The sequence below is a fragment of the Mesorhizobium sp. M7A.F.Ca.US.005.03.1.1 genome, from assembly GCF_003997975.1.
Classification (GTDB): Bacteria; Pseudomonadota; Alphaproteobacteria; order Rhizobiales; family Rhizobiaceae; genus Mesorhizobium; species Mesorhizobium ciceri.
In genome coordinates, this window is the sequence record NZ_RZRO01000045.1 from 1 (window position 1) to 23,911 (window position 23,911).

The 23,911-nt window shown below is 62.5% G+C and carries 26 protein-coding genes; 11 read left to right on the top strand and 15 right to left on the bottom strand.

Annotation, left to right across the window (positions count from 1 at the left end; all coding sequences use genetic code 11):
• Nucleotides 1-78 precede the first annotated feature (78 nt).
• Entirely contained in the window at nt 79-987 is a 909-nt protein-coding gene (locus EN990_RS18975; RefSeq protein ID WP_127368675.1) for a LysR substrate-binding domain-containing protein, read from the bottom strand.
• A gap of 109 nt (nt 988-1,096) precedes the next feature.
• On the opposite strand from EN990_RS18975, the gene EN990_RS18980 reads away from it, so the two are divergent.
• Nucleotides 1,097-1,387, top strand: a complete 291-nt coding sequence (locus EN990_RS18980; protein WP_013532552.1) for a muconolactone Delta-isomerase family protein — start codon at nt 1,097-1,099, stop codon at nt 1,385-1,387.
• A gap of 174 nt (nt 1,388-1,561) precedes the next feature.
• Nucleotides 1,562-2,560 carry a transporter gene (locus tag EN990_RS18985; protein WP_164753979.1) on the top strand — a complete coding sequence of 333 codons (999 nt, stop codon included), beginning with the start codon at nt 1,562-1,564 and terminating at the stop codon, nt 2,558-2,560.
• Nucleotides 2,561-2,576: 16 nt separating this feature from the next.
• Here EN990_RS18985 and EN990_RS18990 read toward each other — a convergent pair whose 3' ends face one another.
• The 8 genes from EN990_RS18990 to cysS form a co-directional block, all read right to left on the bottom strand.
• Entirely contained in the window at nt 2,577-3,263 is a 687-nt protein-coding gene (locus tag EN990_RS18990; RefSeq protein ID WP_127368676.1) for a glutathione S-transferase family protein, read from the bottom strand.
• Between the two features lie 9 nt (nt 3,264-3,272).
• On the bottom strand, nt 3,273-4,199 hold the full coding sequence (rarD, locus tag EN990_RS18995) for an EamA family transporter RarD (RefSeq protein ID WP_127368677.1): 927 nt from the start codon (nt 4,197-4,199) through the stop codon (nt 3,273-3,275).
• An 83-nt stretch (nt 4,200-4,282) separates the two neighbouring features.
• Nucleotides 4,283-5,905 (bottom strand): citramalate synthase, encoded by a 1,623-nt coding sequence (cimA, locus tag EN990_RS19000; RefSeq protein WP_196815395.1) that lies wholly within the window; start codon nt 5,903-5,905, stop codon nt 4,283-4,285.
• Complete coding sequence (pip, locus tag EN990_RS19005; protein ID WP_127368678.1) at nt 5,902-6,858, bottom strand: prolyl aminopeptidase; 957 nt, start codon at nt 6,856-6,858, stop codon at nt 5,902-5,904. Before pip ends, cimA begins: the two co-directional genes overlap by 4 nt.
• On the bottom strand, nt 6,855-7,331 hold the full coding sequence (locus EN990_RS19010) for a GFA family protein (RefSeq protein ID WP_013532558.1): 477 nt from the start codon (nt 7,329-7,331) through the stop codon (nt 6,855-6,857). Before EN990_RS19010 ends, pip begins: the two co-directional genes overlap by 4 nt.
• Nucleotides 7,328-7,819 carry a GFA family protein gene (locus tag EN990_RS19015; RefSeq protein WP_013532559.1) on the bottom strand — a complete coding sequence of 164 codons (492 nt, stop codon included), beginning with the start codon at nt 7,817-7,819 and terminating at the stop codon, nt 7,328-7,330. The genes EN990_RS19010 and EN990_RS19015 overlap by 4 nt, the downstream gene beginning before the upstream one ends.
• Nucleotides 7,820-7,825: 6 nt before the next feature.
• The gene (locus EN990_RS19020) at nt 7,826-8,212 is read right to left on the bottom strand and encodes a VOC family protein (RefSeq protein ID WP_013532560.1); all 387 of its coding nucleotides are present in this window, start codon (nt 8,210-8,212) and stop codon (nt 7,826-7,828) included.
• Nucleotides 8,209-9,645, bottom strand: a complete 1,437-nt coding sequence (gene cysS, locus EN990_RS19025; protein WP_127385305.1) for a cysteine--tRNA ligase — start codon at nt 9,643-9,645, stop codon at nt 8,209-8,211. The genes EN990_RS19020 and cysS overlap by 4 nt, the downstream gene beginning before the upstream one ends.
• A 390-nt stretch (nt 9,646-10,035) precedes the next feature.
• Between cysS and EN990_RS19030 the strand changes: the two genes are divergently transcribed.
• The gene (locus EN990_RS19030) at nt 10,036-10,191 is read left to right on the top strand and encodes a hypothetical protein (protein WP_013532562.1); all 156 of its coding nucleotides are present in this window, start codon (nt 10,036-10,038) and stop codon (nt 10,189-10,191) included.
• Nucleotides 10,192-10,252: 61 nt separating this feature from the next.
• Here EN990_RS19030 and EN990_RS19035 read toward each other — a convergent pair whose 3' ends face one another.
• Nucleotides 10,253-11,014, bottom strand: coding sequence for an SOS response-associated peptidase (locus tag EN990_RS19035; protein WP_127385306.1), 762 nt, complete (start codon nt 11,012-11,014; stop codon nt 10,253-10,255).
• Between the two features lie 128 nt (nt 11,015-11,142).
• Between EN990_RS19035 and EN990_RS19040 the strand changes: the two genes are divergently transcribed.
• The 4 genes from EN990_RS19040 to EN990_RS19055 all read left to right on the top strand — a co-directional run bounded on the left by EN990_RS19040 (nt 11,143) and on the right by EN990_RS19055 (nt 13,608).
• Nucleotides 11,143-11,577: an NUDIX hydrolase gene (locus EN990_RS19040; RefSeq protein WP_024503054.1), complete on the top strand. Its 435-nt coding sequence runs from the start codon at nt 11,143-11,145 to the stop codon at nt 11,575-11,577.
• A gap of 81 nt (nt 11,578-11,658) precedes the next feature.
• The gene (locus tag EN990_RS19045) at nt 11,659-12,036 is read left to right on the top strand and encodes a TIGR02301 family protein (RefSeq protein ID WP_013532565.1); all 378 of its coding nucleotides are present in this window, start codon (nt 11,659-11,661) and stop codon (nt 12,034-12,036) included.
• A 458-nt stretch (nt 12,037-12,494) separates the two neighbouring features.
• On the top strand, nt 12,495-12,752 hold the full coding sequence (locus EN990_RS19050) for a hypothetical protein (protein WP_008874920.1): 258 nt from the start codon (nt 12,495-12,497) through the stop codon (nt 12,750-12,752).
• A gap of 70 nt (nt 12,753-12,822) precedes the next feature.
• Nucleotides 12,823-13,608: a hypothetical protein gene (locus EN990_RS19055; protein WP_164753812.1), complete on the top strand. Its 786-nt coding sequence runs from the start codon at nt 12,823-12,825 to the stop codon at nt 13,606-13,608.
• A 33-nt stretch (nt 13,609-13,641) separates the two neighbouring features.
• On the opposite strand, the gene EN990_RS19060 is transcribed toward EN990_RS19055, so the two are convergent.
• Complete coding sequence (locus EN990_RS19060) at nt 13,642-14,973, bottom strand: dihydroorotase (RefSeq protein ID WP_245461020.1); 1,332 nt, start codon at nt 14,971-14,973, stop codon at nt 13,642-13,644.
• Between the two features lie 75 nt (nt 14,974-15,048).
• Between EN990_RS19060 and EN990_RS19065 the strand changes: the two genes are divergently transcribed.
• The 3 genes from EN990_RS19065 to EN990_RS19075 all read left to right on the top strand — a co-directional run bounded on the left by EN990_RS19065 (nt 15,049) and on the right by EN990_RS19075 (nt 18,851).
• On the top strand, nt 15,049-15,909 hold the full coding sequence (locus tag EN990_RS19065; protein WP_127369400.1) for a folate-binding protein YgfZ: 861 nt from the start codon (nt 15,049-15,051) through the stop codon (nt 15,907-15,909).
• Nucleotides 15,909-16,544 carry an HD family hydrolase gene (locus tag EN990_RS19070; RefSeq protein WP_013532569.1) on the top strand — a complete coding sequence of 212 codons (636 nt, stop codon included), beginning with the start codon at nt 15,909-15,911 and terminating at the stop codon, nt 16,542-16,544. Before EN990_RS19065 ends, EN990_RS19070 begins: the two co-directional genes overlap by 1 nt.
• A gap of 165 nt (nt 16,545-16,709) precedes the next feature.
• Entirely contained in the window at nt 16,710-18,851 is a 2,142-nt protein-coding gene (locus EN990_RS19075) for an EAL domain-containing protein (RefSeq protein WP_127368965.1), read from the top strand.
• Between the two features lie 11 nt (nt 18,852-18,862).
• On the opposite strand, the gene EN990_RS19080 is transcribed toward EN990_RS19075, so the two are convergent.
• Nucleotides 18,863-19,753, bottom strand: coding sequence for a fatty acid desaturase family protein (locus tag EN990_RS19080; RefSeq protein WP_127368966.1), 891 nt, complete (start codon nt 19,751-19,753; stop codon nt 18,863-18,865).
• A gap of 112 nt (nt 19,754-19,865) precedes the next feature.
• Here EN990_RS19080 and EN990_RS19085 point away from each other — a divergent pair, with 112 nt between their 5' ends.
• The gene (locus EN990_RS19085; RefSeq protein ID WP_024503060.1) at nt 19,866-20,777 is read left to right on the top strand and encodes a LysR substrate-binding domain-containing protein; all 912 of its coding nucleotides are present in this window, start codon (nt 19,866-19,868) and stop codon (nt 20,775-20,777) included.
• 18 nt (nt 20,778-20,795) lie between these two features.
• Here EN990_RS19085 and EN990_RS19090 read toward each other — a convergent pair whose 3' ends face one another.
• The 3 genes from EN990_RS19090 to EN990_RS19100 are packed head-to-tail and all read right to left on the bottom strand — an operon-like array spanning nt 20,796 to nt 23,654.
• Nucleotides 20,796-21,056 (bottom strand): DUF3303 family protein, encoded by a 261-nt coding sequence (locus EN990_RS19090; protein ID WP_244514281.1) that lies wholly within the window; start codon nt 21,054-21,056, stop codon nt 20,796-20,798.
• A 31-nt stretch (nt 21,057-21,087) separates the two neighbouring features.
• Complete coding sequence (locus tag EN990_RS19095; protein WP_127368967.1) at nt 21,088-22,551, bottom strand: RimK family protein; 1,464 nt, start codon at nt 22,549-22,551, stop codon at nt 21,088-21,090.
• On the bottom strand, nt 22,548-23,654 hold the full coding sequence (locus EN990_RS19100; RefSeq protein ID WP_013532575.1) for a peptidase C39 family protein: 1,107 nt from the start codon (nt 23,652-23,654) through the stop codon (nt 22,548-22,550). The genes EN990_RS19095 and EN990_RS19100 overlap by 4 nt, the downstream gene beginning before the upstream one ends.
• Between the last annotated feature and the right edge of the window lie 257 nt (nt 23,655-23,911).

The following is a 23,911-nucleotide window of genomic DNA, read 5'->3' on the forward strand; positions in this document are numbered from 1 at the left end:
ACTGCCCTACTGCCCTACTGCCCTACTGCCCTACTGCCCTACTGCCCTACTGCCCTACTGCCCTACTGCCCTACTGCCCTACTGCCCTACTGCCCTACTCCCCTCTTCCGCCGCAGCCTGCCGCAAATCGGCAATCACCGCGCGCCGGTCATGACGCCGCCAGGCGAGATGGAGTGAAACCGTGCGGTCGAACCACGGCAGGTCGCGAAACACGATCCGCGGCGGCGCGGCGGCACGCAGGCTGGCTTGCACCGTCGCCAAGCCGAGACCCGCGCTGACAAGGCCGAGCGAGGTCAGCGGGTCCGCCGTCTCATAGGCGATGTCGGGCAAAAAGCCGGCTTTGGCGCAGGCGGCAAGGAACTGGCCGCGATTGGTGTCGTCCGGCTGGCGCACGACGGTGATCCAGGTGCGACCGTCAAGATGGTGAGGCCCGATCTCTGGCACTTCAACGAGTGGGTCATCTTCGGGGATCGCCAGCACCAGCGGCTCATGCCGCAGCGCCATGGCGGCGACATCCGGATCATCATCGGGTGGCGACGAGTAGACAAAGCCCAGATCCAGCGACCGCTGCCGTAGCCCTTCCAACTGCGCCGCCGAACGCAGGCTTCTCAGCTGCAGGTGGAAATCCGGCCGGTCGCGACGGAACTGGCGCAGCATCCCGGCGACAAGCCCGGCATGAACGGCCCCTTCGACATAGCCGATGGCGAGCCGGCCGACGGCGCCGCTGGCCAGGTTGCGGCCGAACTCCTCCACACGTCGCGCATTGGACAGCAGCGCGCGGGCCTCGGTGAGGAAGGCGCGGCCCTCGGCGTTGAGATGGACCCGCTGCTTCGACCTCTCAAAGAGGGAAACACCCAACTGCTCCTCGAGCTGGATGATCTGCCGGCTGAGTGGCGATTGGGAAATATGCAGCATTTCGGCTGCGCGCCCGACATTTCCGGTTTCGGCGACCGTGACGAAATAGCGGAGCTGGCGCAGGTCGAACATTTCTCCTCCAAGGCTCAAGTCCCTCTGGGTCTCAACTTTAGCCTAATCAGTCTTAGACTGTCTGACCAGCCAAAAGCGATAATCGGCCATCCAACCAAAGGAGACTGCCATGCAGTTCTTTGCCCTTCTCGCTCGCAACACCGAAAAATTTACCGATGCCGATTTCGCTCCGCTTCTGCCCGGCGAAGCCGAACAGCGGCGCACGCTCTACGCCGAAGGGGCGGTACGTCAGGTGTGGAACCGAGGCGATATCCCGGGCAGCGGCATGATGCTCGAGGCTGCTGATGATGCTGAGGTTCGCGGCCACCTCGCCACCTTGCCGTTGGTCAAGGCCGGCATGATGGACATTGCCGCAATCGTGCCCCTCAAGCCCTACCCCGGCTTCGGCCCGAAGCACTGACAGGGCACATCCGGGGGTGACGAAGGCGTCACCCCCGGATTGACACGGGGGATCGACAGACTGTGATCGGCTGTCAAGAAACCGTCACACGAAACCGGCTTCGCGCGTGCTAGGAATCAGTATCAGGCAGCCGCCGTGCGGCGCCATCTTCGGAACATGTATCTGGCACCGCCCATGGACATCTCTCTCGCCCCGGAAGGCACCGACCTGTCGCCCTACCTGCCCGACGAGCACGGATTGTTCTTCATCTATCACTTCACCGCTGAGGGCGTGCGAACCAGGGACGCCGCCGCCGCGCACTGGACATGGCGCAGCTACCAGCTTTCCGACATGCGGGCCCGCCACGAAATCGGCGCCGATCGGGCTTTGCCGGCACCCGTGCGTGAAGCTTTCCTATCCGCCAGCCATGGCTGCCACATCGACCTTGAGGACGACTGGCTCTATGGCGATCTGCCGGACCTGCGCCATGACTATTCGGCGGAAGCGGGCGGGCTTGGCCATTTCCGCTTCGCGCTCAATGACACGATGCTGGTCGGCGCCCGCAAGCAACCGCTGCAATCGGTCGACAACATCCGCAAGGCGATCGAGAATGGATCGCGCAAGTTCCGCTCGCCAGCCGAGTTGATCGAGGCTGTCGTCGGCCAGTCGTTCGATGGCATGGTGGCGGAACTTGCGGCACTCGGCGACAGTCTCGACGGCATCGAAGACCGTATCGTCTGCGACGCATGGCACAATGAACGGCAATCCCTGGTCGACGCGCGCCGGCATCTGGTGGTGATCCACAGGCAGATGGCGACGCTGACCAATCTGTTCCGTCACCTTGATCATTCGCACCGCAACGACCTGCCAGACAGCATCAACGACATGGCCGCGCGCCTTTCACACCGGGCGCAGACGCTGCACTATGACGGCGAGCAGTTGCAGGCGCGCGCCCGGCTATTGCAGGACGAGCTTATGGCAAAGCTGACGACGCAGTCGAACCGGCTGCTGTACGTCCTGTCGGTGATGACGGCGGTGCTGTTGCCGATGACCATCATCTCAGGCCTGTTCGGCATGAACGTTGGGGGCCTGCCGCTGGTCGACACGCCAATGGGCTTTTGGGTGGTGACGGCTGTGTCCATGGTGATCGCGGGTGCGACCTATCTCTTTGTCAGGCGGCTCGGACAGATGTAGCACCCGCCGGCAGCTTTCACGCAGTGGCGCGAAGATCCTCGATGATGGTGCCGGCGGCGGCCACTTCCGCTTCGTGATCGGGCTCGCGCCAGGTCTCGGCAAGCCCAGCCGCATGCCATTCGCGCATCGCCGGCAGAGCAAGCAACTGCGCCGGATACGCTGCAGCCGCACCCTCGAAGGAGAGCCCATAAGACTGTGCGCGGAACGCCACCGGGGCAAAGAAAGCATCTACTGCGGTGAAATGAGCGCCCGCCAGAAATGGCCCGCCGAAACGAGCAAGACCATCATTCCAGAGGTCGCCGAGGCGAAAGAGGTCCTGCTTCAGCGCATCGGACATCGGAAACGGCTCTACCCGCACGCCGCAACTCATCGGACAGGCGCTGCGCAATGCGGTGAAGCTCGAATGCATCTCGGCGGCGGCCGAGCGCGCCCAGGCGCGCGCCTTGGCTTCGACGGGCCACACGCCATGGTGGCGTTCTGCCAGATATTCGACGATGGCCAGCGAATCCCAGACCGCCCAGCCGTCGTCGACCAGGCACGGCACGCGGCCGCTCGGTGAGAAGGAACGGTACAGATCCCAGCTCGATCCGGTCGGGAATGGCGTCAGCCGCTCCTCGAATGGGATATACAGCGCGCGCATCAGCACCCAGGGCCGCAGCGACCATGAGGAATAATTTTTGTTGGCGATATGCAGCAGGTACATCGAACCCCCTTACCGTACGGGCTGCGGCGCGGCGCGTCGCGCTGTCGTCAACATCGACCAGGAATAGACTGCCAAAGCCGCCCAGATCAGCGCAAAGGCGATGGCCTGGATGGTGCCGAAAGGCTCGTCGAAGATCAGAACGGCGATCAGGAACACCATGGTCGGCGCGATATATTGCATGATGCCGATGGTTGACAGCCGCAGCAGCTTGGCGCCGAAGGCGAACAGCAACAACGGCACCGATGTGACTGGACCGCAGCCGATCAGCAACGCCGTATCCGTGCCACTGTTGGATACGATGTGGTCCTGTCCGGTCGCGATGAGATAGACGATGTAGCCAAGTGCCGGCACCGACAGCAGAAGGACTTCGAGCAAAAATCCCTGGCTCGGGCCGATCGGCAGCGTCTTGCGGAAGAAGCCGTAGGCGGCGAAGGAAAACGCCAGTGCCAGCGACACCCAGGGCAGCTTGCCGCCTTCGATGGTCAGCACGGCGACGGCGACGGCCGCCAGCACCACCGCCGCGATCTGCAGCCGGTCGAGCCGCTCGCCGAGCAGCAGCGCGCCGACAACGACGCTGACCAGGGGATTGATGTAGTAGCCGAGCGCGGTTTCGACGGTGCGGTCGACCGCGATCGCCCAGACATAGATGCCCCAGTTGACCGAGATCAGCGCCGCCGTCAGCGCGGCCATGGCGATGGTGCGTGGCGAACGCAGCGCCGCCTTGAAATCCGCCGTGCGGCCGGCCCAGATCAGAACGGCGGCGGCGATCGGCACCGACCAGACGATGCGATGGGCAATGACTTCCGCGAGCGGCAGATGAGCGACCGCCTTCATGTAGAAGGGCAGCAATCCCCATAGCAGATAGGCGCCGAGCGCCAGCAGAAAGCCGCGCCGGGCCTTGGACTCTGCATCCAGGGTAATTGCTTCAGTGGCCATGGGCCAACGCTATGGCCCAGTCACCTTGGCAAGACCATCGCAAAGTTCTGATGGATCAATGGACTTTCGCTGATGGTTCAACCCTATTCGGCGGCCACCAGTCCGGCCATCTCGCGGTTCTTCATCAGCTTGTAGACGATGGAATCCATCAGCGCCTGGAACGAGGCGTCTATGATGTTCTCGGAAACTCCCACCGTCCACCAGCGTGCGCCGGTGCCGTCATGCGATTCGATCAGAACGCGGGTGATCGCCTCGGTACCGCCATTGAGGATACGCACCTTGAAGTCGGCCAGCTCCATGTCGGCGATCTCGCCCTGGAATTTGCCGAGGTCCTTGCGCAGCGCGATGTCGAGCGCGTTGACCGGGCCATGCCCTTCGGCCACCGACATCTTCTCCTCGCCATCGACCACCACCTTGACGATCGCTTCGGAGACCGTCTTCAACTGGCCGTTGGCGTCGAAGCGGCGCTCGACCATGCAGCGGAACGAGGTGACGTTGAAGAATTCCGGCAGGCCGTGCAGCATCTTGCGGGCGAGGAGTTCGAAGCTGGCATCGGCGCCTTCATAGGCATAGCCCTCGGCCTCGCGCTCCTTGACCACGGATATCAGCGCGTCGAGCCGGTGATCGTCCTTCGGCACCTCGATGCCGCGTCGCCTCAGCTCGGCGAGGAAATTGGCCTTGCCGCCCTGGTCCGAGACCATGACACGGCGGCGGTTGCCGACGGTTTCGGGGGGGACGTGCTCATAGGTCGCCGGCTCCTTGGCCAGTGCGGATGCGTGGATACCCGCCTTGGTGGCGAAGGCGGAAGCGCCGACATAGGGCGCTTGCGCCTCTGGCGCTCGGTTCAGGAGTTCGTCAAATGCGCGCGACAACCTGGAAATGCCTGTCAGCGCCTCAGCCGAAATGCCAGTTTCGAAACGATCGGCGAAGGCCGGCTTTAGCGCCAGCGTCGGCACGATCGAGATCAAATTGGCGTTGCCGCAGCGCTCCCCGATGCCGTTGAGCGTGCCCTGGATCTGGCGCACGCCAGCCTCGACAGCGGCGAGGGAATTCGCCACGGCCTGGCCGGTGTCGTCATGGGCATGGATACCGAGATGATCGCCTGAAATACCCGACGAAATAACCTTCTCGACGATGGCGCGGACTTCCGATGGCTGCGTGCCGCCATTGGTGTCGCACAGCACCACCCAGCGCGCCCCGGCATCATAGGCGGTCCTGGCGCAGGCCAGCGCGTAGTCGGGATTGGCCTTGATGCCATCGAAGAAATGCTCGCAGTCGACCAATGCCTCCTTGCCGGCGGCGATCGCCGCCTCGACGGAGGCCTTGATGGCGTCGAGGTTCTCCTCATTGGTGCAGCCGAGCGCGACACGGACGTGGTAGTCCCAGCTCTTGGCGACGAAGCAGATGGCATCCGATTTCGATTGCACAAGAGACGCTAGGCCGGGATCGTTGGACGCCGACACCCCTGCCCGCTTGGTCATGCCGAAGGCGACGAATTTGGCGCGCTCCGTGCGCTTCTCCTGGAAGAAGGCGGTGTCGGTCGGGTTGGCGCCGGGATAGCCGCCTTCGACATAGTCGAGGCCAAAAGCGTCAAGCAGTTTTGCGATGGCGATCTTGTCCTCGACGGAAAAGTCGATGCCCGGCGTCTGCTGGCCATCGCGCAACGTGGTGTCGAAGAGATAGAGGCGCTCGCGGGTCATGGTCATTTGCCTGCAAACTTGTCCGTCGCGCGGATCAGCCGGTCGAGGATACCCGGCTCCGAATAAGCATGGCCGGCGCCCTCGATCAGATGGAAATCCGCCTTTGGCCAGGCCTTGTGCAGCGCCCAGGCATAGCGCGCCGGGCATGGCATGTCGTAGCGGCCATGGACGATGGTGCCGGGGATGTCGCTCAGCCTGTGCGCGTCGCGCAGCAATTGTCCCTCTTCCAGCCAGCCGGCATGGACGAAATAGTGGTTCTCGATGCGGGCGAACGCGACGGCATAGTCGTCCTGCCCAAACGGACCGCTTGTCTCAAGCTCCGGCAACAGCGTGATCGTTTCGCCTTCCCACAGGCTCCAGGCGCGGGCCGCCTCGATCTGCGCCTTTCGATCCGTGCCGACCAGCCGCTTGCGATAGGCGGCCATCATGTCGCTGCGCTCGGCCTCCGGGATCGGCGCCAGGAAGCGCTCCCATTTGTCCGGGAACATTTCCGAGACGCCGAACTGATAGTACCATTCCAGTTCCGCACGCGTCAGCGTGTAGATGCCGCGCACCACCAGTTCGCTGACGCGTTCTGGATGGGTCTCGGCGTAGGCGAGCGCAAGCGTCGACCCCCAGGAGCCGCCGAACACCAGCCATTTGTCGAAGCCGGCCATTTCGCGCAGCCGTTCGATGTCGGCGACCAGGTGCCATGTCGTATTGGCTTCGAGCGAGGCGTTGGGCGTCGATTTTCCGCAGCCACGCTGGTCGAACAGGATGACATCGTAGAGCTTCGGGTCGAACAGCCGCCGGTGTTTTGGCGAAATGGTGCCGCCCGGCCCGCCATGCAGGAACACCGCCGGCTTGGCGCCTTTGGTGCCGGAACGCTCCCAGTAGACCTGGTGGCCGTCGCCGACATCGAGCATGCCGGAATCGAACGCCTCGATCTCGGGATAAAGCGTACGCAATTGACTGCTCATAGTTGTAAACCTTTGGTCGGCCAGTCCGGCGTTTCATGGTCTGGGTGCTGGAAGGAGATGATGGATTCCTGCCTGTTGTAATAATCAGGATCCTGGTGGACGGGCTGATCGAAGATCGTCTCCACCCAGGGCAACCGCGCGGCATAGTTGACCTGGATCTGCGGTGCCAGGTCCGAACGGTCGTCGAAGGCACCGATCGCGATTTCCAGCCCGCCGGGCTGCCGATATGTCAGCGGCGTGCCGCAGCGGGCGCAGAAACCACGATCGATGTTGACCGACGACTGGAAGTAACTCGGCTCTTCATGGGTCCATTCGACGCCATCTCTGGGCACCGTGACCAGCGCGCCGAAGAACGAGCCGAACTGCTTCTGGCACATGCGGCAATGGCAGATGGACGGACGGCCGAGCGCTCCATGAACGCGGAAGCGCACGGCGCCACACTGGCAGCCGCCGGTTCTTACCTGATCGGTCATGATCTTTCCTTTGGCGGCCATTGTTCGGTGTCGTGGTCGGGGTGCTGGTAGGAAACGAGATCGGCCAGATAGGAGGCCGACGACATGTCGGCCATGGTGTCCTCGCCCGGCAGTTGCGGGATCGAGTCGACATAGGGCAGCTTTGCCTCGATCCCCCATTGAATCAGCGGCACGATCTCCGCTGGATTGTCGAACGCACCGATGGCGAGGCCAACCCCGTCCGGCGCGGTGAAGGTCAGCGGCGTGCCGCAATCGGCGCAAAAACCGCGATCGACATGGTTGGACGAACGGAAGTATTTCGGCTCGCCGCGCGTCCAGTCGAGCCTGGCGCCACGCACCGAAACCAGCGGCGCGTAGAACGCGCCGAACGCCTTCTGGCACATGCGGCAATGGCAGACCGAAGCGTCGCCCAAAGCGCCTTCAACGCGAAAGCGCACCGCGCCGCACTGGCAGCCGCCGGTGTAGATCGGTCGGTTGTCGAGGCTCATCGCTGATCACTCCGGCGCATGGCAGACGGCCTCGACGTTGTTGCCGTCGGGATCGAGGACGAAGGCGCCATAGTAGTCCGGGTGATAGTGCGGGCGCAGGCCCGGCCCGCCATTGTCCTTGCCGCCGGCGGCAAGCGCCGCAGCATAGAAGGCTTCGACCTCGGCGCGGCTGCGCGCGGTGAAGGCGACGTGCTGATGGGCCTTCTGACCATCCTTGCCTTCCTGCAGCCAGAATACCGGCCGATCGCGACCGTAGCCACCGACCTTTTTACCGCCGGTGTACTCCAGCGGCACCATATACAACAGCGCGGCACCAAGCGGCGCCATCGCCTTGTCATAGAAAGCCTTCGAAGCGTCGAAATCGGCAACGTTGATGCCGAGATGATCGATCATCTTTTTACCTCCCAGGTGGTGATGCGTTCGCCTGTGACCGGATCCTTGCCGTCCTTCAACTGTATCCCTTGGGCCAGCAGGTCGTCGCGGATGCGGTCGGCTTCGGCCCAGTTCTTGGCGGCGATGAACGCGAGACGCTTGGCGATGGCCTTGGCGACGTGGCCTTCATCAACCTTCGCCGACGCGACGTCGAAGCCGAGGAACAGCAGCGACGCCTTCAGCGATGCAGCGGCATCGTTGCCGTCCACTGCCTCGCCGGCCAACTGGGTCAGGATCTGGAAGGTGGCATAGGTGGCGAGATCGTCCGACAAGGCGTCGATGATCTCCACGGGCACCTGTCCCGCCGCCGTCGGCGCGAGGTCGGCCCCCCGCTTCCATTTTCGCAGGGTGTTCTCGGCCTCTTCCAGCTTGCGCACGGAAAAGTCGATCGGCTCGCGATAATGCGTCATCAGCATCGCCAGCCGCAGCACCTCGCCCGGCCATTTGCGGCCGCCGAAGGTCTCGGTCTCCAGGAGTTCGTTGATCGAGTAGAAGTTGCCGAGGCTCTTCGACATTTTCTGCCCTTCGACCTGCAGGAAGCCGTTGTGCATCCAGATGTTGGCCATCATTTCGGTGCCATGGGCGCAACGCGACTGGGCGATCTCGTTTTCATGGTGCGGGAAGATCAGGTCGAGGCCGCCGCCATGGATGTCGAAGACCTCGCCGAGATAGGCGGCCGACATCGCCGAGCACTCGATGTGCCAGCCCGGCCGACCCCTGCCCCATGGCGAATTCCAGCCCGGCTCCTCCGGTGACGACAACTTCCAGAGGACAAAATCGCCGGGATTTTTCTTATGCGCGTCGACGGCGACGCGAGCACCGGCCTGCTGCTCGTCGAGATTGCGCTTCGACAGCTGGCCGTAGTCGGGCATCGACGCCGTGTCGAACAGGACTTCGCCCGCAGCAACATAGGCATGGCCGCGTTCGATCAGGCTTTGAATCAAGGTGATCATGTCGACCTTGCCGTCGGCACGGGGCTCGACGAATTCGGTGGCGCGCGGCTCGACCGTCGGCTCCAGGCAGCCGAGAACCGCCACGTCGCTGTGGAACTGGTCGGCGGTCTTTTCGGTGACCCGCCTGATCGCCTCATTCAACGACAGCGTGCCGGAAGCGATCTCGCCGCCGAAATCGCGCAAAGCGCGCGCATTGATCTTGTCGTCTACGTCGGTGATGTTGCGCACATAGGTGACGTGCGTCTGCCCATAGAGATGGCGCAGCAAGCGGAACAGCACGTCGAAGACGATCACCGGCCTGGCATTGCCGATATGAGCAAAGTCGTAGACGGTCGGGCCGCAGACATACATGCGCACGTTCAGCGGATCGATCGGGACGAAATCCTCTTTCGTCCGCGTCAGCGTGTTGTAGAGGCGCAGGCCCTGCGATGCGTCGGACATTCGTGCCTTCCCGGTTCAGAACTCAATTCGACGAAGCCAGCCCTGCGCGAACGCAAATCAGGCTCCAGCCTGCTGGCCGGGGCGTTTGTCCAATCTGGGGAGAGATGAGGCGAAAACGTCCGGACCAGCGCGAGGCTAGCCAATAATGCAAATGCCACAAATGGCGAAAGACGTTTTCATGGGCGGCTTTATCGCCTTGGCTTGTGTTGCCGTCAAGTCGCAAGTTTCGGCAAAACCGTCGCTGGGTCACAGGTAATGATGCACTGAAACATTTTATTAAACATGTCGGCACAGTCATGAAACATTCGCCGGCTAGATCAGCAGGCGTCACGATTTGGTCAGAATCGGCCATCAAACGCAGACACGAAAATGTTACCAGGGAAGAGAGACATGCCCCGAACCAAGCAGGAAGCCAACCGCGCCAAGCAGCCCGCGCTGGCCAACCACTATCGCGCAATCGGCCCGGCCGCGATCGTCGCCGCCCTTCTCCATACCGCCAAGAAGAAAAAGCCGGCGCAGAAGATCGTTTCGCCCCGCGCTGCCTGAAGGGATGGGCGGCCGGCGCCAATGGCGCCAGAAATGAAGGCGCCGACGCGCGCGCCCTCTGCTAGAACAACGTCATCTGACTGTCGTCCGCGCCGGACTTCTGGCGCTTGACCTTCTCGGGCTCCGGCCCGATCTCGCCCCGCTCCTGAATCTCCGGTCCGGTGTTGGCGACCTTGTTGACGAGGTCGGAGACCGGAATTGCCTCGAAGAAATCGAGCTGTGCCGGTCGCAACAGATCGGCGACATCGCGCGGTTCGAGCGTGCGGCAATCCAGCCAACGTGCGAAATCCCTGGGATCGATCACCACCGGCATGCGGTCGTGGATATGCGCTATGTCGGCATTGGCGTTGATGGTCAGGATGGCGCCGGTGTCCATTTCCGAACCGCCCGGCTCGGCATAGGTCTCGATCAGTCCGGCGAAGGCAACCAGCCCGCCATGCCTGGGGCGTATCCAGTAAGGCTGCCCCTTCTTGCCACCGGTTTGCCGCCATTCATAAAAGCCGGACGCCGGCACCAAAGCGCGGCGATGGCGCATGGCGGCCTTGAACGACGCCTTTTCGGCAGCCCCTTCGGAGCGCGCGTTGAACAGCAGCGGAAACTCGCCTGTATCCTTCACCCAGGTCGGGATCAGCCCCCAGCGCACCAGCATTGGCTGCCGGTCCGGCAGATTGGAGCCCGGCGCCCGCGGAGGGCCGGCGACCGCCATCAGGATCGGCTGCGTCGGGGCGATGTTGTAGCGCGCCGGGAAATCCTCAAGCCCCGCCACGTCCAGAAAGGCAGCGGTCTGATCCGGCGTCGCGGTCAAGGCGAAACGTCCGCACATGGTCGATTGGTGCCCTTCGAAAGGTTCGGTTTCTGAAAGTGGCGATGGAACCGGCGTTGCGCAACCGCTAAAACTTGTCCACGCTGGCCGGTCCACAACTGACCGGCCTTCAGCCTGATTGGGAATCCATGAACGAAGCGCGCAAAATACTTCCGGCAGTCTCGGTCGCCGTCGTGCGGGCAGACACCGTGCTTCTGGTCAAGCGAGCCCGGCAACCGTCGCAAGGGCTCTATGCCTTTCCGGGCGGCAAGGTCGAGCCTGGTGAGACGCTGGAGGCAGCGGCAGAGCGCGAACTTCAGGAAGAAACCGGTTTGCGTGCCACAAATTATCGCCCGCTGCGGGAAATCCACATCGACGGCCGGGATGACAGCCACCCGGTCGATTATCTCCTCACAGTCTTCGGCGCCGCCTATGCCGGCGGCGAGGCCGTGGCCAGCGACGATGCGGAGACGGCGGCCTTCTATACGCTCAGCGAGATGGCGGCGCTGCCGCTGGCAGGCTCGGTATTCGCGGTCGCCGAAGACTTGTTGGCCCCCGGCGGAAACGCCGGACTGCTGTCCTGAAATCAACTTGCGGGCCACAAATTGTTTCGCCACAAAGACTTATGCTGTTTAGCAGAGCCACGCAGCTGGTAGAGAAGGCTTATGAATCGTCCATCCATGCTCCTCGCCGTGTGTCTTGCGGTCGGCGCGACCGTTTCGATACGGCCCGCGCTCAGCGCCGAGTCGCCGTTCGAGCCCGGGTTGATGCGGCTGGCGGAGGTTCTGGGCTCGCTGCATTTCCTGCGCAATCTGTGCGGCGAAAAGGGCGACCAGTGGCGTGTCGAGATGACAAAACTGCTCGATTCGGAAAATCCGGACGCCGAGCGGCGCGCCCGTTTCATTGCCAGCTTCAATCGCGGCTACCGCTCCTTCGGCGGCACCTATACGAGGTGCACGCCCTCGGCGACCGAAGCCATCAGCCGCTACATGAAGGAAGGCGAGACGCTGTCTCGCGACATCGCCTCGCGTTACGGCAACTAATGCATATCGCCCAAAAGTGGCTGCGGTTTTGGGAGAACGACACGCATAAAAACGAAAACCTAAAGCGCCTCGCCTGAATCCGTTCAAACGCGGCGCGCTTTAGGCACTCGCTTATCGACAACTATCCGAACCATTGCTGGGTACAGCCGATATATCGGCTTGTGCCAGGCAATATCTTGGTGCAATCCTCATGTTGCACTTCTGCAACAGTATTAACGAAACCTTACCGCGCGAAAGCGGAATTAACTCAAACTGAAGGTTTTCGCCCCGCAGGCCGCCCCAATCGGCTAAGTTTGACTCGAACTGAACGCAGCTTCGCACAAGGCAATCGGGCTTTGTAAAATACGATCAAAAAAATGTCGTATTTACAAATACTTAATTGTCCCTGCGTGTGAAATGAACAGATCAGGCCTGATCCACATCAATGGATCGCAGCTTGAAAGGGTGGACATTCGCTTATGGAACATGGTGTCAACGACATCGACGCGCTGGTCAGGGAAGAAAAACGCTTGACCGCCGTGGAAAGCCACAGCGAGGCCTGGGCGGAAGGTCTCTCCGCCGGGATAGAGCCCGAGATCATTGCCGAAGCAGCGCTCGAAACAGCCTTCGGCGAGATGTTGCGTGCCAATGGCGAGACCTCGGCCCTTGCCCTGCTCGACCGTATGCGTGAAAAGGTGATTGCTGGCGCCTTCGAACCTGAACGGCTGCGGCACTGAACCGACGTCCGGTTCTTTGACGGCAATATGCCGCTCGGGCGTCATGCCCGTAAGCAGGGAGAAACGGGCAGTGAGTTTTTCGATGTCAGGCAAGCCGCGTGGCTTGGTCCTTCGCATCTCTTTCGCCGCTTGCTGTGCCGCGATTCCCCTGGTTGTGTGTCTCGCGAGCAGCCCCGCCTATGCGCTGAGCGAAATCAAGCGCGAAGAGCTCCCCCCGACGGTCACACCGCCGGCCGACGACATGTCGCCCCCCGGAAGCACCGTGCCAATGCCCAACCCGGTCGGGACGCCGCCGCCGTCTAGCCAGCCGACTGCTCCTGCCGAAGCCGAGCCGGACAGTCCGGCGGATGGCGGCGTGACCAGGCCACGCGTCGATCCGGACACGCCAGTGCCCGAGGTCATCTACGATCTCGGCAAGCTGCCGGAACCAGTGCGGCGCATGCATGATTTGATCGTCGAAGCCTGCAAGGGCGGCGATATCGAAAAGTTGCGGCCGTTGATCGGCACGGGCGACAGCACAACGCAATTGTCCCTAACCGACATTGATGGCGATGCCGTCGCTTTCCTCAAGGGCCTCTCGGGCGACCCGGACGGCCAGGAAATCCTGGCCATCCTGGAGGAGGTGCTTGATGCCGGCTACGTCCACCTCGATGCCGGCACGCCACAAGAGCTCTACGTGTGGCCGTATTTCTTCGCCCTCCCGCTGGACAAGCTGGACGCCAAGCAGCGGGTCGAACTGTTCAAGATCGTCACCGCTGGCGATTTCGACGACATGAAGCAGTTCGGCGCCTATATTTTCTATCGCGTCGGTATCACCCCTAGCGGACAATGGTCATTCTTCGTCGCCGGGGATTGAGAGCGGCTCTTCCCACCCACGGGGGTAGGGAGCCTAGCGGGGCAATGCCTCAGAAAACTCCACCGCCCTACCCTGGCTTGGCGTGGCGATCTCGCCTTCCCACATCACGCGGCGGCCGCGAATGACGGTGCCGACCGGCCAGCCGACCACTTCTCTCCCGTCATAAGGCGTCCAGCCGGCTTTCGAGCCGGCCTGCGCATTGGTGATGGTCTGGCGCCGCTTCATATCGACGATGGTGAAGTCGGCGTCGTAGCCGGCAGCGATGCGGCCCTTTCTCGCCATGCCGAAGATCCGCTGCGGGCCGTGGCTAGACAGGTCGACAAAGCGCTGCAAGGTCAGCCGGCCGGCATTGACGTGGTCGAGCATGATCGGCACCAGCGTCTGCACGCCGGTCATCCCCGACGGTGAGGCCGGATAGGGCTTTGCCTTCTCGGCCAGCGTGTGCGGCGCGTGGTCGGAGCCGAGCACATCGACGATGCCTTGCGCAATGCCATGCCAGACGCCATCGCGATGGCGCGCGGCACGCACCGGCGGGTTCATCTGGATCAGCGTGCCAAGCCTGAGATAGTCGTCGGCGCTCAGCGTCAAATGATGTGGCGTCGCCTCGCAGGTCGCGACATCCTTGTGTTGTTCGAGGAACACAATCTCCTCGGCGGTCGAGATGTGTAGAACATGGATGCGGGCACGGGCGTTTCGCGCAATGCGTACCAGCCGTTCGGTACAGCGCAAGGCGGCGATCTCGTCGCGCCAGACAGGGTGCGATGCCGGGTCGCCTTCGATGCGTTCGCCAAGGCGCTCGCGCAGCCGGAATTCGTCTTCCGAATGAAAGGCGGCGCGCCGGCGCGTGTTTCTCAGGATCGACGCCACGCCCTCGTCATCCTCGACCAGCAGGTCGCCAGTGGACGAGCCCATGAAAACCTTGATCCCGGCCGCACCCGGCAGCCGCTCAAGCTCGCCGACATCCCCGGCATTCTCGCGGGTGCCGCCGACCCAGAAGGCGAAATCGCAATGCATGCGCCCCGTGCCGCGCCGGACCTTGTCGGCAAGCGTTGCCTCGCTGGTGGTCAGCGGATTGGTGTTGGGCATCTCGAACACGGCGGTGACACCGCCAAGCACGGCAGCGCGCGAACCCGTTTCCAAATCTTCCTTGTGCTCCAGTCCCGGCTCGCGAAAATGCACCTGGCTGTCGACGACACCCGGCAGGATATGCAGGCCGCGGCAGTCGATCGTCTCGCCGGCCGAGGCCTGGCGGAGATCGCCGATGGCAGCGATGCGCCCGTCCTTCACGCCGATGTCGCGAGCCCCTTCGCCGTCATGGTTGACCACTGTGCCGCCTGTCAGGATGAGGTCGTAGATCATGGCCATGCTCTCTTGCGGGGGGAGTGCCAGCGGCTTACGTAAAGGCCGACCATTTTGCAAGATCAGGTTGCTTTTCCGCCCATGCCCTGTGCCCAGCTCAAAGACCGCGCCCTCATTTCCGTATCAGGTCCGGATGCCGAGCATTTTTTGCAGAACATCCTGACCACCGATCTCGACATCCTGGCTCCCGGCGAAGCCAAACCCGGTGCGCTGCTGACGCCGCAAGGCAAGATCCTGTTCGATTTCCTGATCTCCCGCACCGGCGAGAATGCATTCCGGCTCGAATGCCGTGCCGACATATCGGACGATTTCGTACGCCGGCTGACGCTCTACAAACTGCGCGCCAAGGTCGAGATTGCCAAATCCGATCAGGCGTTTGTCACCGTCGCGTGGGGACATGAATCAACACCCTCACAATCTGATTCAACGGCGGCCGCCGACACACGCTTTCCGAAGGGTGCCGTCACGCGTTCCTATGGCGAAACGGATGAGCGCGGCGATCTTGCCGCGTGGCAGGCCTTCCGCATTGTCGGCGGCATTGCCGAAAGCGGCAGCGACTACCAACTCGGAGACGCCTTCCCCCACGATGTGCTGCTGGACGAAACCGGCGGCATCGGCTTCAAGAAGGGCTGCTATGTCGGCCAGGAGGTCGTCTCGCGCATGCAGCATCGCGGCACGGCCAGGCGGCGCGTGCTGATTGCATCGGCCGACAGGCCCCTGCCCACGCCCGGCACCGAACTGACCGTCGCAGGCAGGCCGGTTGGCACGCTCGGCTCGACCGTAGACACGACCGGTCTGGCCATTGTGCGCATCGACCGGGTCAAGGCGGCGCTCGATGCCGGCCAGCCGATCATGGCCGGGGACGTTCCGGTAACGCTGGGCATTCCCGGTTGGGCAAAATTCGCCTTCCCGCAGGAAGCCGTCAGCGCGGAGGAGGCCTGATGGCGGCCGACCGCGTCGGCGCGCCGGCACGCGCCTGGCAGCGCATGCTGTCGGGCCGCCGGCTCGATTTGCTCGACCCCTCGCCGCTCGACATCGAGATTTCGGACATTGCGCACGGGCTCGCCCGCGTTGCCCGCTGGAACGGCCAGACCAGCGGCGAGCATGCGTTTTCGGTCGCCCAGCACTCGCTGCTGGTCGAAGCGCTGTTCTGCGACCTGGTGCCCGAGGCTTCGGCCGACGCCCGGCTGGCGGCCCTGCTGCACGACGCCCCCGAATATGTCATCGGCGACATGATCTCGCCGTTCAAATCGGTGATGGGCGGCAGCTACAAGGATTGTGAGTTACGGCTGCAGCGCGCCATCCATCTGCGCTTCTCGCTGCCTCCGGAACCAAGTGCTGCGCTGCGCAAGGAGATCAAGCGCGCCGACCAGATCGCCGCCTATTTCGAGGCAACGCTGCTCGCCGGCTTTTCGACCGCCGAGGCGACCGAGTTCTTCGGCCGTCCGCGCGGCTTCAATGCCGACCGCTTCGATTTCACGCCACGTTCGGTGACCTGGGCGCAGAACGCGTTTCTGAAACGGTTTTCGGCGATCGAGACGTCGCGGCATCAGGTTTCGGCGACCGCAATCGGCTAAAGCGCGTCGCGCTGAAACGGATTCACGCGACGCGCTTTAGGTCTTTGTCTTTATGCATGTCATTCCCCCAAAACCGAGGTCACTTTTGGGCGACATGCATTAAAACGCTAAATTAACCAGCGGCGACCACAGTAGCTTGTTCGATCACGGTCCGCAGGCGCGCTCATGCCCGTCGCTGATGCCAAGGATGGTTCGGCCGTCCCGAAACGGGAGGCCGAAGGCATGGACCGCTCCCGCCACATGGAAGACGAACTGCGGGAGCAGAACCAACGCTTTTCGGCTGCGGTCGAGAACATGTCGCACGGCCTGTGCATGTTCGACGCCGACGAGCGGATGATCATCTGCAACGGCAACTACCTACACATCTTTTGCCTCGACGCCAGGGTGATAAGGCCCGGCATCCGGTTCCTCGACATTCTGCGCCACAGCGTCGATATCGGCGTCGCCTCGCAAACCGCCGACGAACTCTACGCCATCCGCAAGCCCTATATCGATCAGGCAAAGCCCTCGACCTACGAAGAAACACTGTCGGACGGCCGCATCGTCAGCATCTCGCACCGCCCTCTGGCTCTGGGCGGCTGGGTTTCGATCTATGAAGACATCACCGAGCAGCGCCGCGCGCAAGAGGATCTCAAGGAGCAGCACCGCCGCTTCGACGCAGCGCTCGCCAACATGTCGCAAGGCTTGCTGATGTATGACGCCGACGGCAAGATGATCGTGCGCAACCGGCGTTTTCTGGAGCTCTACAAGGTCACCCCGGCGGACTTTCCGCTTGGAACGACGCACCGCGACGCGCTCGAACGATTGCTGGAACTCGGCATCTATACGAAGATCGATGTCGACAGCGAAGTCGCCAAGACCGAAGCCTGTCTGGCGGCGGCAAAAATGCATTCGGCCTATCGGCATCTTACCGACGGCAGGACGGTTTTGGTCACACGTCGGCCGATGGATGGCGGCGGCTGGGTGGTGACCTTCGACGACGTCACCGAACGTCGCCGCACCGAAGAGCGCATGACCCATCTTGCGCATCACGACACGCTGACGGGATTGCCCAACCGCTCGATGTTTCGCGAACGGCTCGACCTTGCGCTGGAGGACACGGCGGCCACGCCGCTGGCGATCTTCTCGCTCGATCTCGATCGCTTCAAGGCAGTCAACGACACCTGGGGACATCCGGCCGGCGACTGGCTGCTGAAGAGCGTGGCCGAGCGGCTGCAGCGCTGCCTGCATAATGAAAACGACGTCGTTGCCCGCTTCGGCGGCGACGAGTTCGTCATCATCCAGGTCAATTTCAAGGGCATTGCCAGTGCTGAAAAACTCGCGAAGCGCATCGTCGAGACAATCGGAAAACCGTTCCGTGACAAGAGCCGCGAGATGCATATCGGCATCAGCCTGGGCATCGCGGTTTTCCCCGACGACGGCGGAGATGCCGACACGCTGCTGAGGAACGCCGATACAGCGCTTTACCGGGCGAAGAGCGAAGGCCGCAATCTGTATCGGTTCTTCGAACCCGGAATGGACGCAATGGTACAGGCACGGCGTGCGTTGGAGGTCGACCTCGGGACCGCACTGTCGCGCCAGGAATTCGACCTCGATTTCCAACCCATCATGAACATCGCCTCCGGCGAGATCGTCGGCGCGGAAGCCTTGATGCGCTGGCATTCCCCAGAACGTGGCATGGTGGCGCCGGACAGCTTCATTCCGGTCGCCGAAGAAACCGGATTGATCGTGCCGCTTGGAGAATGGGCGCTGAGGAAAGCCTGCACGGCGGCGGCACGCTGGCCCGCCGGCCTGCGCGTGGCGGTCAATGTCTCGGCCGTGCAACTTAAAAGCGGCAGCTTCGCCCGCAGCGTCATCTCGGCGCTGGCTTTCTCCGGCGTGCCAGCCGGTCGGTTGGAACTGGAGATCACCGAAACCGTGCTGATGGACGAAAGCGAGGTGGTGCTAAGGACGCTGCGGCAGTTGCGCGAACTCGGCATCCGCATCGCGCTGGACGATTTCGGCACCGGCTATTCGTCGCTCGGCTACCTCAGGCGTTTTCCTGTCGACAAGATCAAGATCGACCGTTCGTTCATCCACGACCTCGGCAATCGCGACACCGCGGCGATCGTTCGCACCGTCATCGGGCTGGGTGCCGAGCTTGGCATCACTGTCACCGCCGAGGGGGTCGAGACCGAGGTGCAACTCGACATCCTGCGCAGCAATGGCTGCACCGAGGCGCAGGGCTTTCTGATCGGCGCGCCGTCAAAGGCGGCCGAGATCCAGCGCCTGTTGAGATCCCGAGCGCCGCACAGCCAGACCGGCTAGGCCGGCCATCGTCAATGCAGCGTCTCGATGTACTTTTCGTGGAAGCTGACATACCCGGGCTCGACCACCTTGAGATGCCGCTCGATCAGCGCATGAAACCGCGGCAGTTGATGAAACGGCACGCCGGGATAGGCATGATGCTCGGCATGGAACGGCATGTTCCACGCCAGCTTGCGGACCAGCCAGTTGGTCAATGTGGTCCTGGTGTTCTCCAGCATGTTGGCGACGAACGGACAACGACCGTGCTCGGCCAAGAGATAGAGGCGCAGAAACGGCTGCCCCAACAGAGCGGGCAAAATCCAGACATAGACAAGCACCGAGAGCCGGAAATAGACGGCCAGCAGAAGGAGCACGGCATAAAAGGCAATCATGGCGCGTGCCTCGATGCGCACCTTGTCATAGCCCTTTGGCGGAACGTAGCTTTCGCGACCACGATCCGCGGCGTTGGCATAAAGCGTCTTGATGTGGCCCCACCATAACGGGATGCCGGATATGTGGACGAGGTATTGCCGCCATGTCTCCGGCTTGGGGAACGCCAGTTCCGGGTCATTGTCGGGATCTTGCGTGTATCGATGGTGGGCAAAGTGGAAGTAGCGGAACCAGTCCGCCGGCAGCACGATCGCCAGGCTGCACACCCGCGCCACGACATCGTTCAGCCGCTGCGCCTCAAAGGCCGTGCGATGAACCGTCTCGTGCAGCAGCGTGAACAGGAACACGATGAGGAGACCTTGCGGCAGCATCAGCAGCGGCCAGAACGGCACTTTGGCGGCGATCAGCGATCCGAGGATCACGATCGCACCCCAATGAGCGGCAAGCTGAACGAGGCCCGCGGCATCAGACTTGGCGGTCAGCCGGTTGCGCTCCTCCTGCGTCAACGATGAAATTACGTCTCGATGATCCACGGGCTTCGATCCAGGCTGGGATTTGATAGAATCCACTGTAGCGCATGAAAAACCTTTCCAAAAATGACGATTTCTGCGATTTAGATAAGCTGAACTTATCTATTCGGTGATCATGGCCGTACTTCCCTCTCTCAAAGGACTTCAGGCTTTCGAGGCTGCGGCCCGTACAGGCAGCTTTGCGGGGGCGGCGGAAGAGCTTTCTGTATCCGCCGCCGCCGTCAGCCAGCTCATCCGCACCGTCGAGGAGCAGATGGACCGCAAGCTGTTCCATCGCGTCAACCGGCGCGCCGTCCTCACCGAGGCCGGCGTCGAGATGCTGCCCAGGCTGACCATGGCCTTCCAGGAGATCGGCAGCGTCGCGCGCCAGCTGGGCGGCGATGCGTTCCGCCCGCGCCTCGTGGTGTCGGTGCCGCCATCCATGGCCATGGGTTGGCTTTCGCAGCGTCTCACTGGTTTTGTCTCAAGCCATGGCGCCGTCGACATATCGCTCAGAGGCGAGGATGACCCGGTGCCGTTCGACCGTGAGTTGATCGACATCAGGCTCACTTATGGGCCGCATTATCGCGAGCACCCGACCGAGGATATCGTCCAGGACGCGGTCTATCCCGTGTGTGCACCCGGGCTGGCCGACACGATCAAACCCGAAGGCCTCGCCAGCCTGCCGCTTATCCATACCGGCTGGGGACCGACCGGTGCGTCCTTTCCGTCGTGGCACAACTGGTTCGAGGCGGCCGGCATCGAACCCGGCCGGGCAGCGCAGCGCGGGCTCTCGGCCAACTCGTCGCGCGCGGCACTCGACCTTGCCATTTCGGGATTGGGCGTGGCGCTGGCGCAAGGGATCTACTGTGCCGAGGCGCTGGAGGACGGCCTACTTGTCAGGCCCCTCGCCCAGATGGTCGAGCTGCGCCAGCCCTATTGCCTGACGATCCCGGAGCGCAGCGCCAGACGCGATGTCGTGGACGCGTTTCGCCAGTGGCTGATCGACGAGTGCCGGCGCGCAGTCGGCTCGCCGGCACTGCGTTGACGTGACACGCGGCAATGGTCAGAGGTGCCCGCTCAATGCCTCAGCCATGTCCTTGTTTGTCGCCACGGGGATGATCTCGAATTCCACCAGATCCGCCCATTCGATGACCCAACGCTGCAGCAGCGTGACGTCATCGGCCTCCACCAGCAGGAAGCAGCGGCTCATGTCCGCCGCGATCCAGCTGTGGTGGACGAGCAGCTCGTCCGGTTTCAGGCGGCCGCGGTCGCGAAAGCGGCGATAGATCTCCTTGCGATCACAGCCGGTGAAGTCCTCGATCACGATAAATTGCATGTCCTACCCCCCGATCAAATTACCGCCCCGGCCGGTCCAATCGCTCCAGGAACCACTGCGTCAGCCGCACCCAGACCTCGTCCTTCTCACCGGAATCCTCCCAGCCATGGTCGAGGTTGGGATTGTCATTCACCTCGATGACGAAGACGCCGTCCTTGGTCTCCTTGAGGTCGACGCCATAGAGCCCGTCGCCGATGCAGCGCGCCGCCTTCACTGCCGTCTCGACGACATGCGCCGGCGTTTCCTTCAGCGTGAAGGTCTTGATGCCGCCCTGGTCGGGCTTGCCGTTGGCCTTGTGGTTGACGATCTGCCAGTGCTTCTTGGCCATCAGATAGTGCACGGCAAACAGCGGCTGGCCGCCGAGCACGCCGACACGCCAGTCATATTCGGTCGGAATGAATTTCTGCGCGATCAGAAGGTCGGAATCCTCCAGCCATTCGGTGGCGAGCGTCTTCAGTTCCTCGACGTTGGCGCATTTCTTGACGCCGCGCGAGAACGACGAATCCGGGATCTTCAGCACCAGCGGAAAGCCCAGCGTCTGCGCCGCCAGTTCGAGATCCGAGGTGCCGGCGATCATCACCGTCGGCGGCACCGGCACCTTGTTGTAGGCCATCAGCTCGTTGAGATAGACCTTGTTGGTGCAGCGGATCATCGACAGTGGATCGTCGATCACCGGCATGCCTTCCTGCTGGGCGCGGCGGGCGAAACGATAGGTGTGGTTGGAGATCGAGGTGGTCTCGCGGATGAACAGCGCGTCGTAATTGGCGAGCTTGGCCAGGTCCCGCTTGGTGATCGGCTCGATTTCGACGCCCATCTTCTCGGCGATCTTGGCCCAATAGCGCAGCGACGAGATCTCCGAGGGCGGCAATTCCTCATGCGGGTCGACCAGCGTGGCGAAGGTGTAGCGCGCCGGCGTACGGCCCTTGGTGTCGCGCCACTCCCGGTTGGTGTAGGTTTCCAGGCACTGGATGAAGCTTTTTTCCTCGTCCTCGGTCATCCGCGCCAATGGATGAAAGCCGATCTTGCGGATCGAGGCCCATTCGGCGCTGTCCTTGATGTGGACTTCGAGCGCCGGTGCGCGGAACCAATCGAACAACAGCTTGGCGAAACGGTCCCAGATTTTTGACGGCCCGATGCCGAAGAAGATGCAGACCTTTTGCGGAAAGGCGCCACCAAGATCCTTGCGGCATTTGTTGAGCGCCAGTTCCAGTTCCGGCAGCGCGTGCTCATAGAGCTTGCGTTCCGACAGGTCGATCATCGTCTCGACGGTCGGGATCACCTTGTGGCCGCGCGAGCTTGCCAGCAGCGAGGCATAGTAGCCGCGGCTCTGGTAGGCGTAATTGTTCGACAGGTTGATGACCTTCGGCCGCTGGCCGCGAAACAATGACGGATGCGCGAGATAGTCGCGATTGGTGATGATCTTGTGCGGTGTCGCCACCTGGTCGAGATCGCTCTGCCTGCCGGTAAGGATGACCCAGGTCATTGTCTGTCACGCTTTCCCAGAGTGATGGCGGCACGCAGTCCATCGCGACCGAACTGCGCCATGTTCATGAAGATGCCGTAAGGCACGGGAATGTTGGCTGCATCAAGGATGGTCTCCTGCCTTTCATCCTCGACCCAAGGGTCGTGGATCAGGATATGGTCGCCGTCATCGCCGATCGCCAGCACCCAGTGCGGCACCTTCTTGCCGAACATCAGGAAGCCGCTGATCAGCACCAGCACCAGCTTTCCCCCAGCGATCGCAGCGCGGATATCGTCGATTGTGAATGCACGGTAATTCACCGGGATGCCGTAAAGTTCCGCGCGTCGGCGAAAGTCGACCTGCGCCAGTTCCATTACCCTGCGCTTGTCCTCGCTGCGCACCGATTGCAGGAACAGCGCGCCATAGAAGGAGACGTAGATCTCCACCGCGAGCCCGCTCTCGTAGCCCGAGACAGCGAGGCCGAACGGCTCGCAACCGCCGGGACCCGACATCATGAAGACGGTCGTCGCTTCACGCCACAGGCGGATTTCCATGACCGGATCCGGCACGAAGCCGCGATCGAAATTGGCCATCGCCATCATCAGGCAGCACGGACCGCAGGTGAATTCGCAGGTCTGCGGGTAGAACGGCACCTTGGTGGCGATCGGAATGTCGCCACGCAAGGTTTTTTCGTAGCGAAGTGCCGTTTCGCCATCCTCATAGTAGCCGGGCTCACGCCCGATCTTGCGATAACCGGCCCGTTCGTAGATGCGGATCGCGCGGCTGTTGTCTTCGCGAACTTCGAGACGCAGCATCATGCGGTCGTGCTCGAAGGCGGCATCTTCGGCGGATCCGAGCAGGATGCGGCCGACACCCAGCCCGCCGAAAAACGGACTGGTCGCAATCGAGTAGAGGCGCGCCACGCCGCTGCCTTTGCGAAACAGCACGATCGCATAACCGGCCACGCGGCCGTCGACTTCGGCGACCAGCGTCTCGGCGGTTTCACGCTCGATGAACAGTCGGAAGGAGCGGCGGGAAATACGGTCGCTTGAGAAAACAGCTTTCTCGATGGCGGCGAGATCATCGACGTCAGACGCGCGGGCCGTGCGGATCTCGGCAGGCATGCGGCTTCAGAAAACCTCGATTGGTGGTGGAAATGGCCCTACTCGAACACGTCCTTGACGCCAACCAGGGCGTTGGGAAAACCGGCGTCCACCTGGGCGCACGAAGTCCGCTCCACCACCTTGAATCTTCGCCTCGTTTTTCCAAAAACCGTTTCCGATTTTCGGGGCGATGCGACGGCATTCATCAAGCGCTATCGCACCTCGATTAGGGCCGAATTGTGACAAATCCGACGCCGATCCGACGGGCGCAAAAGGTC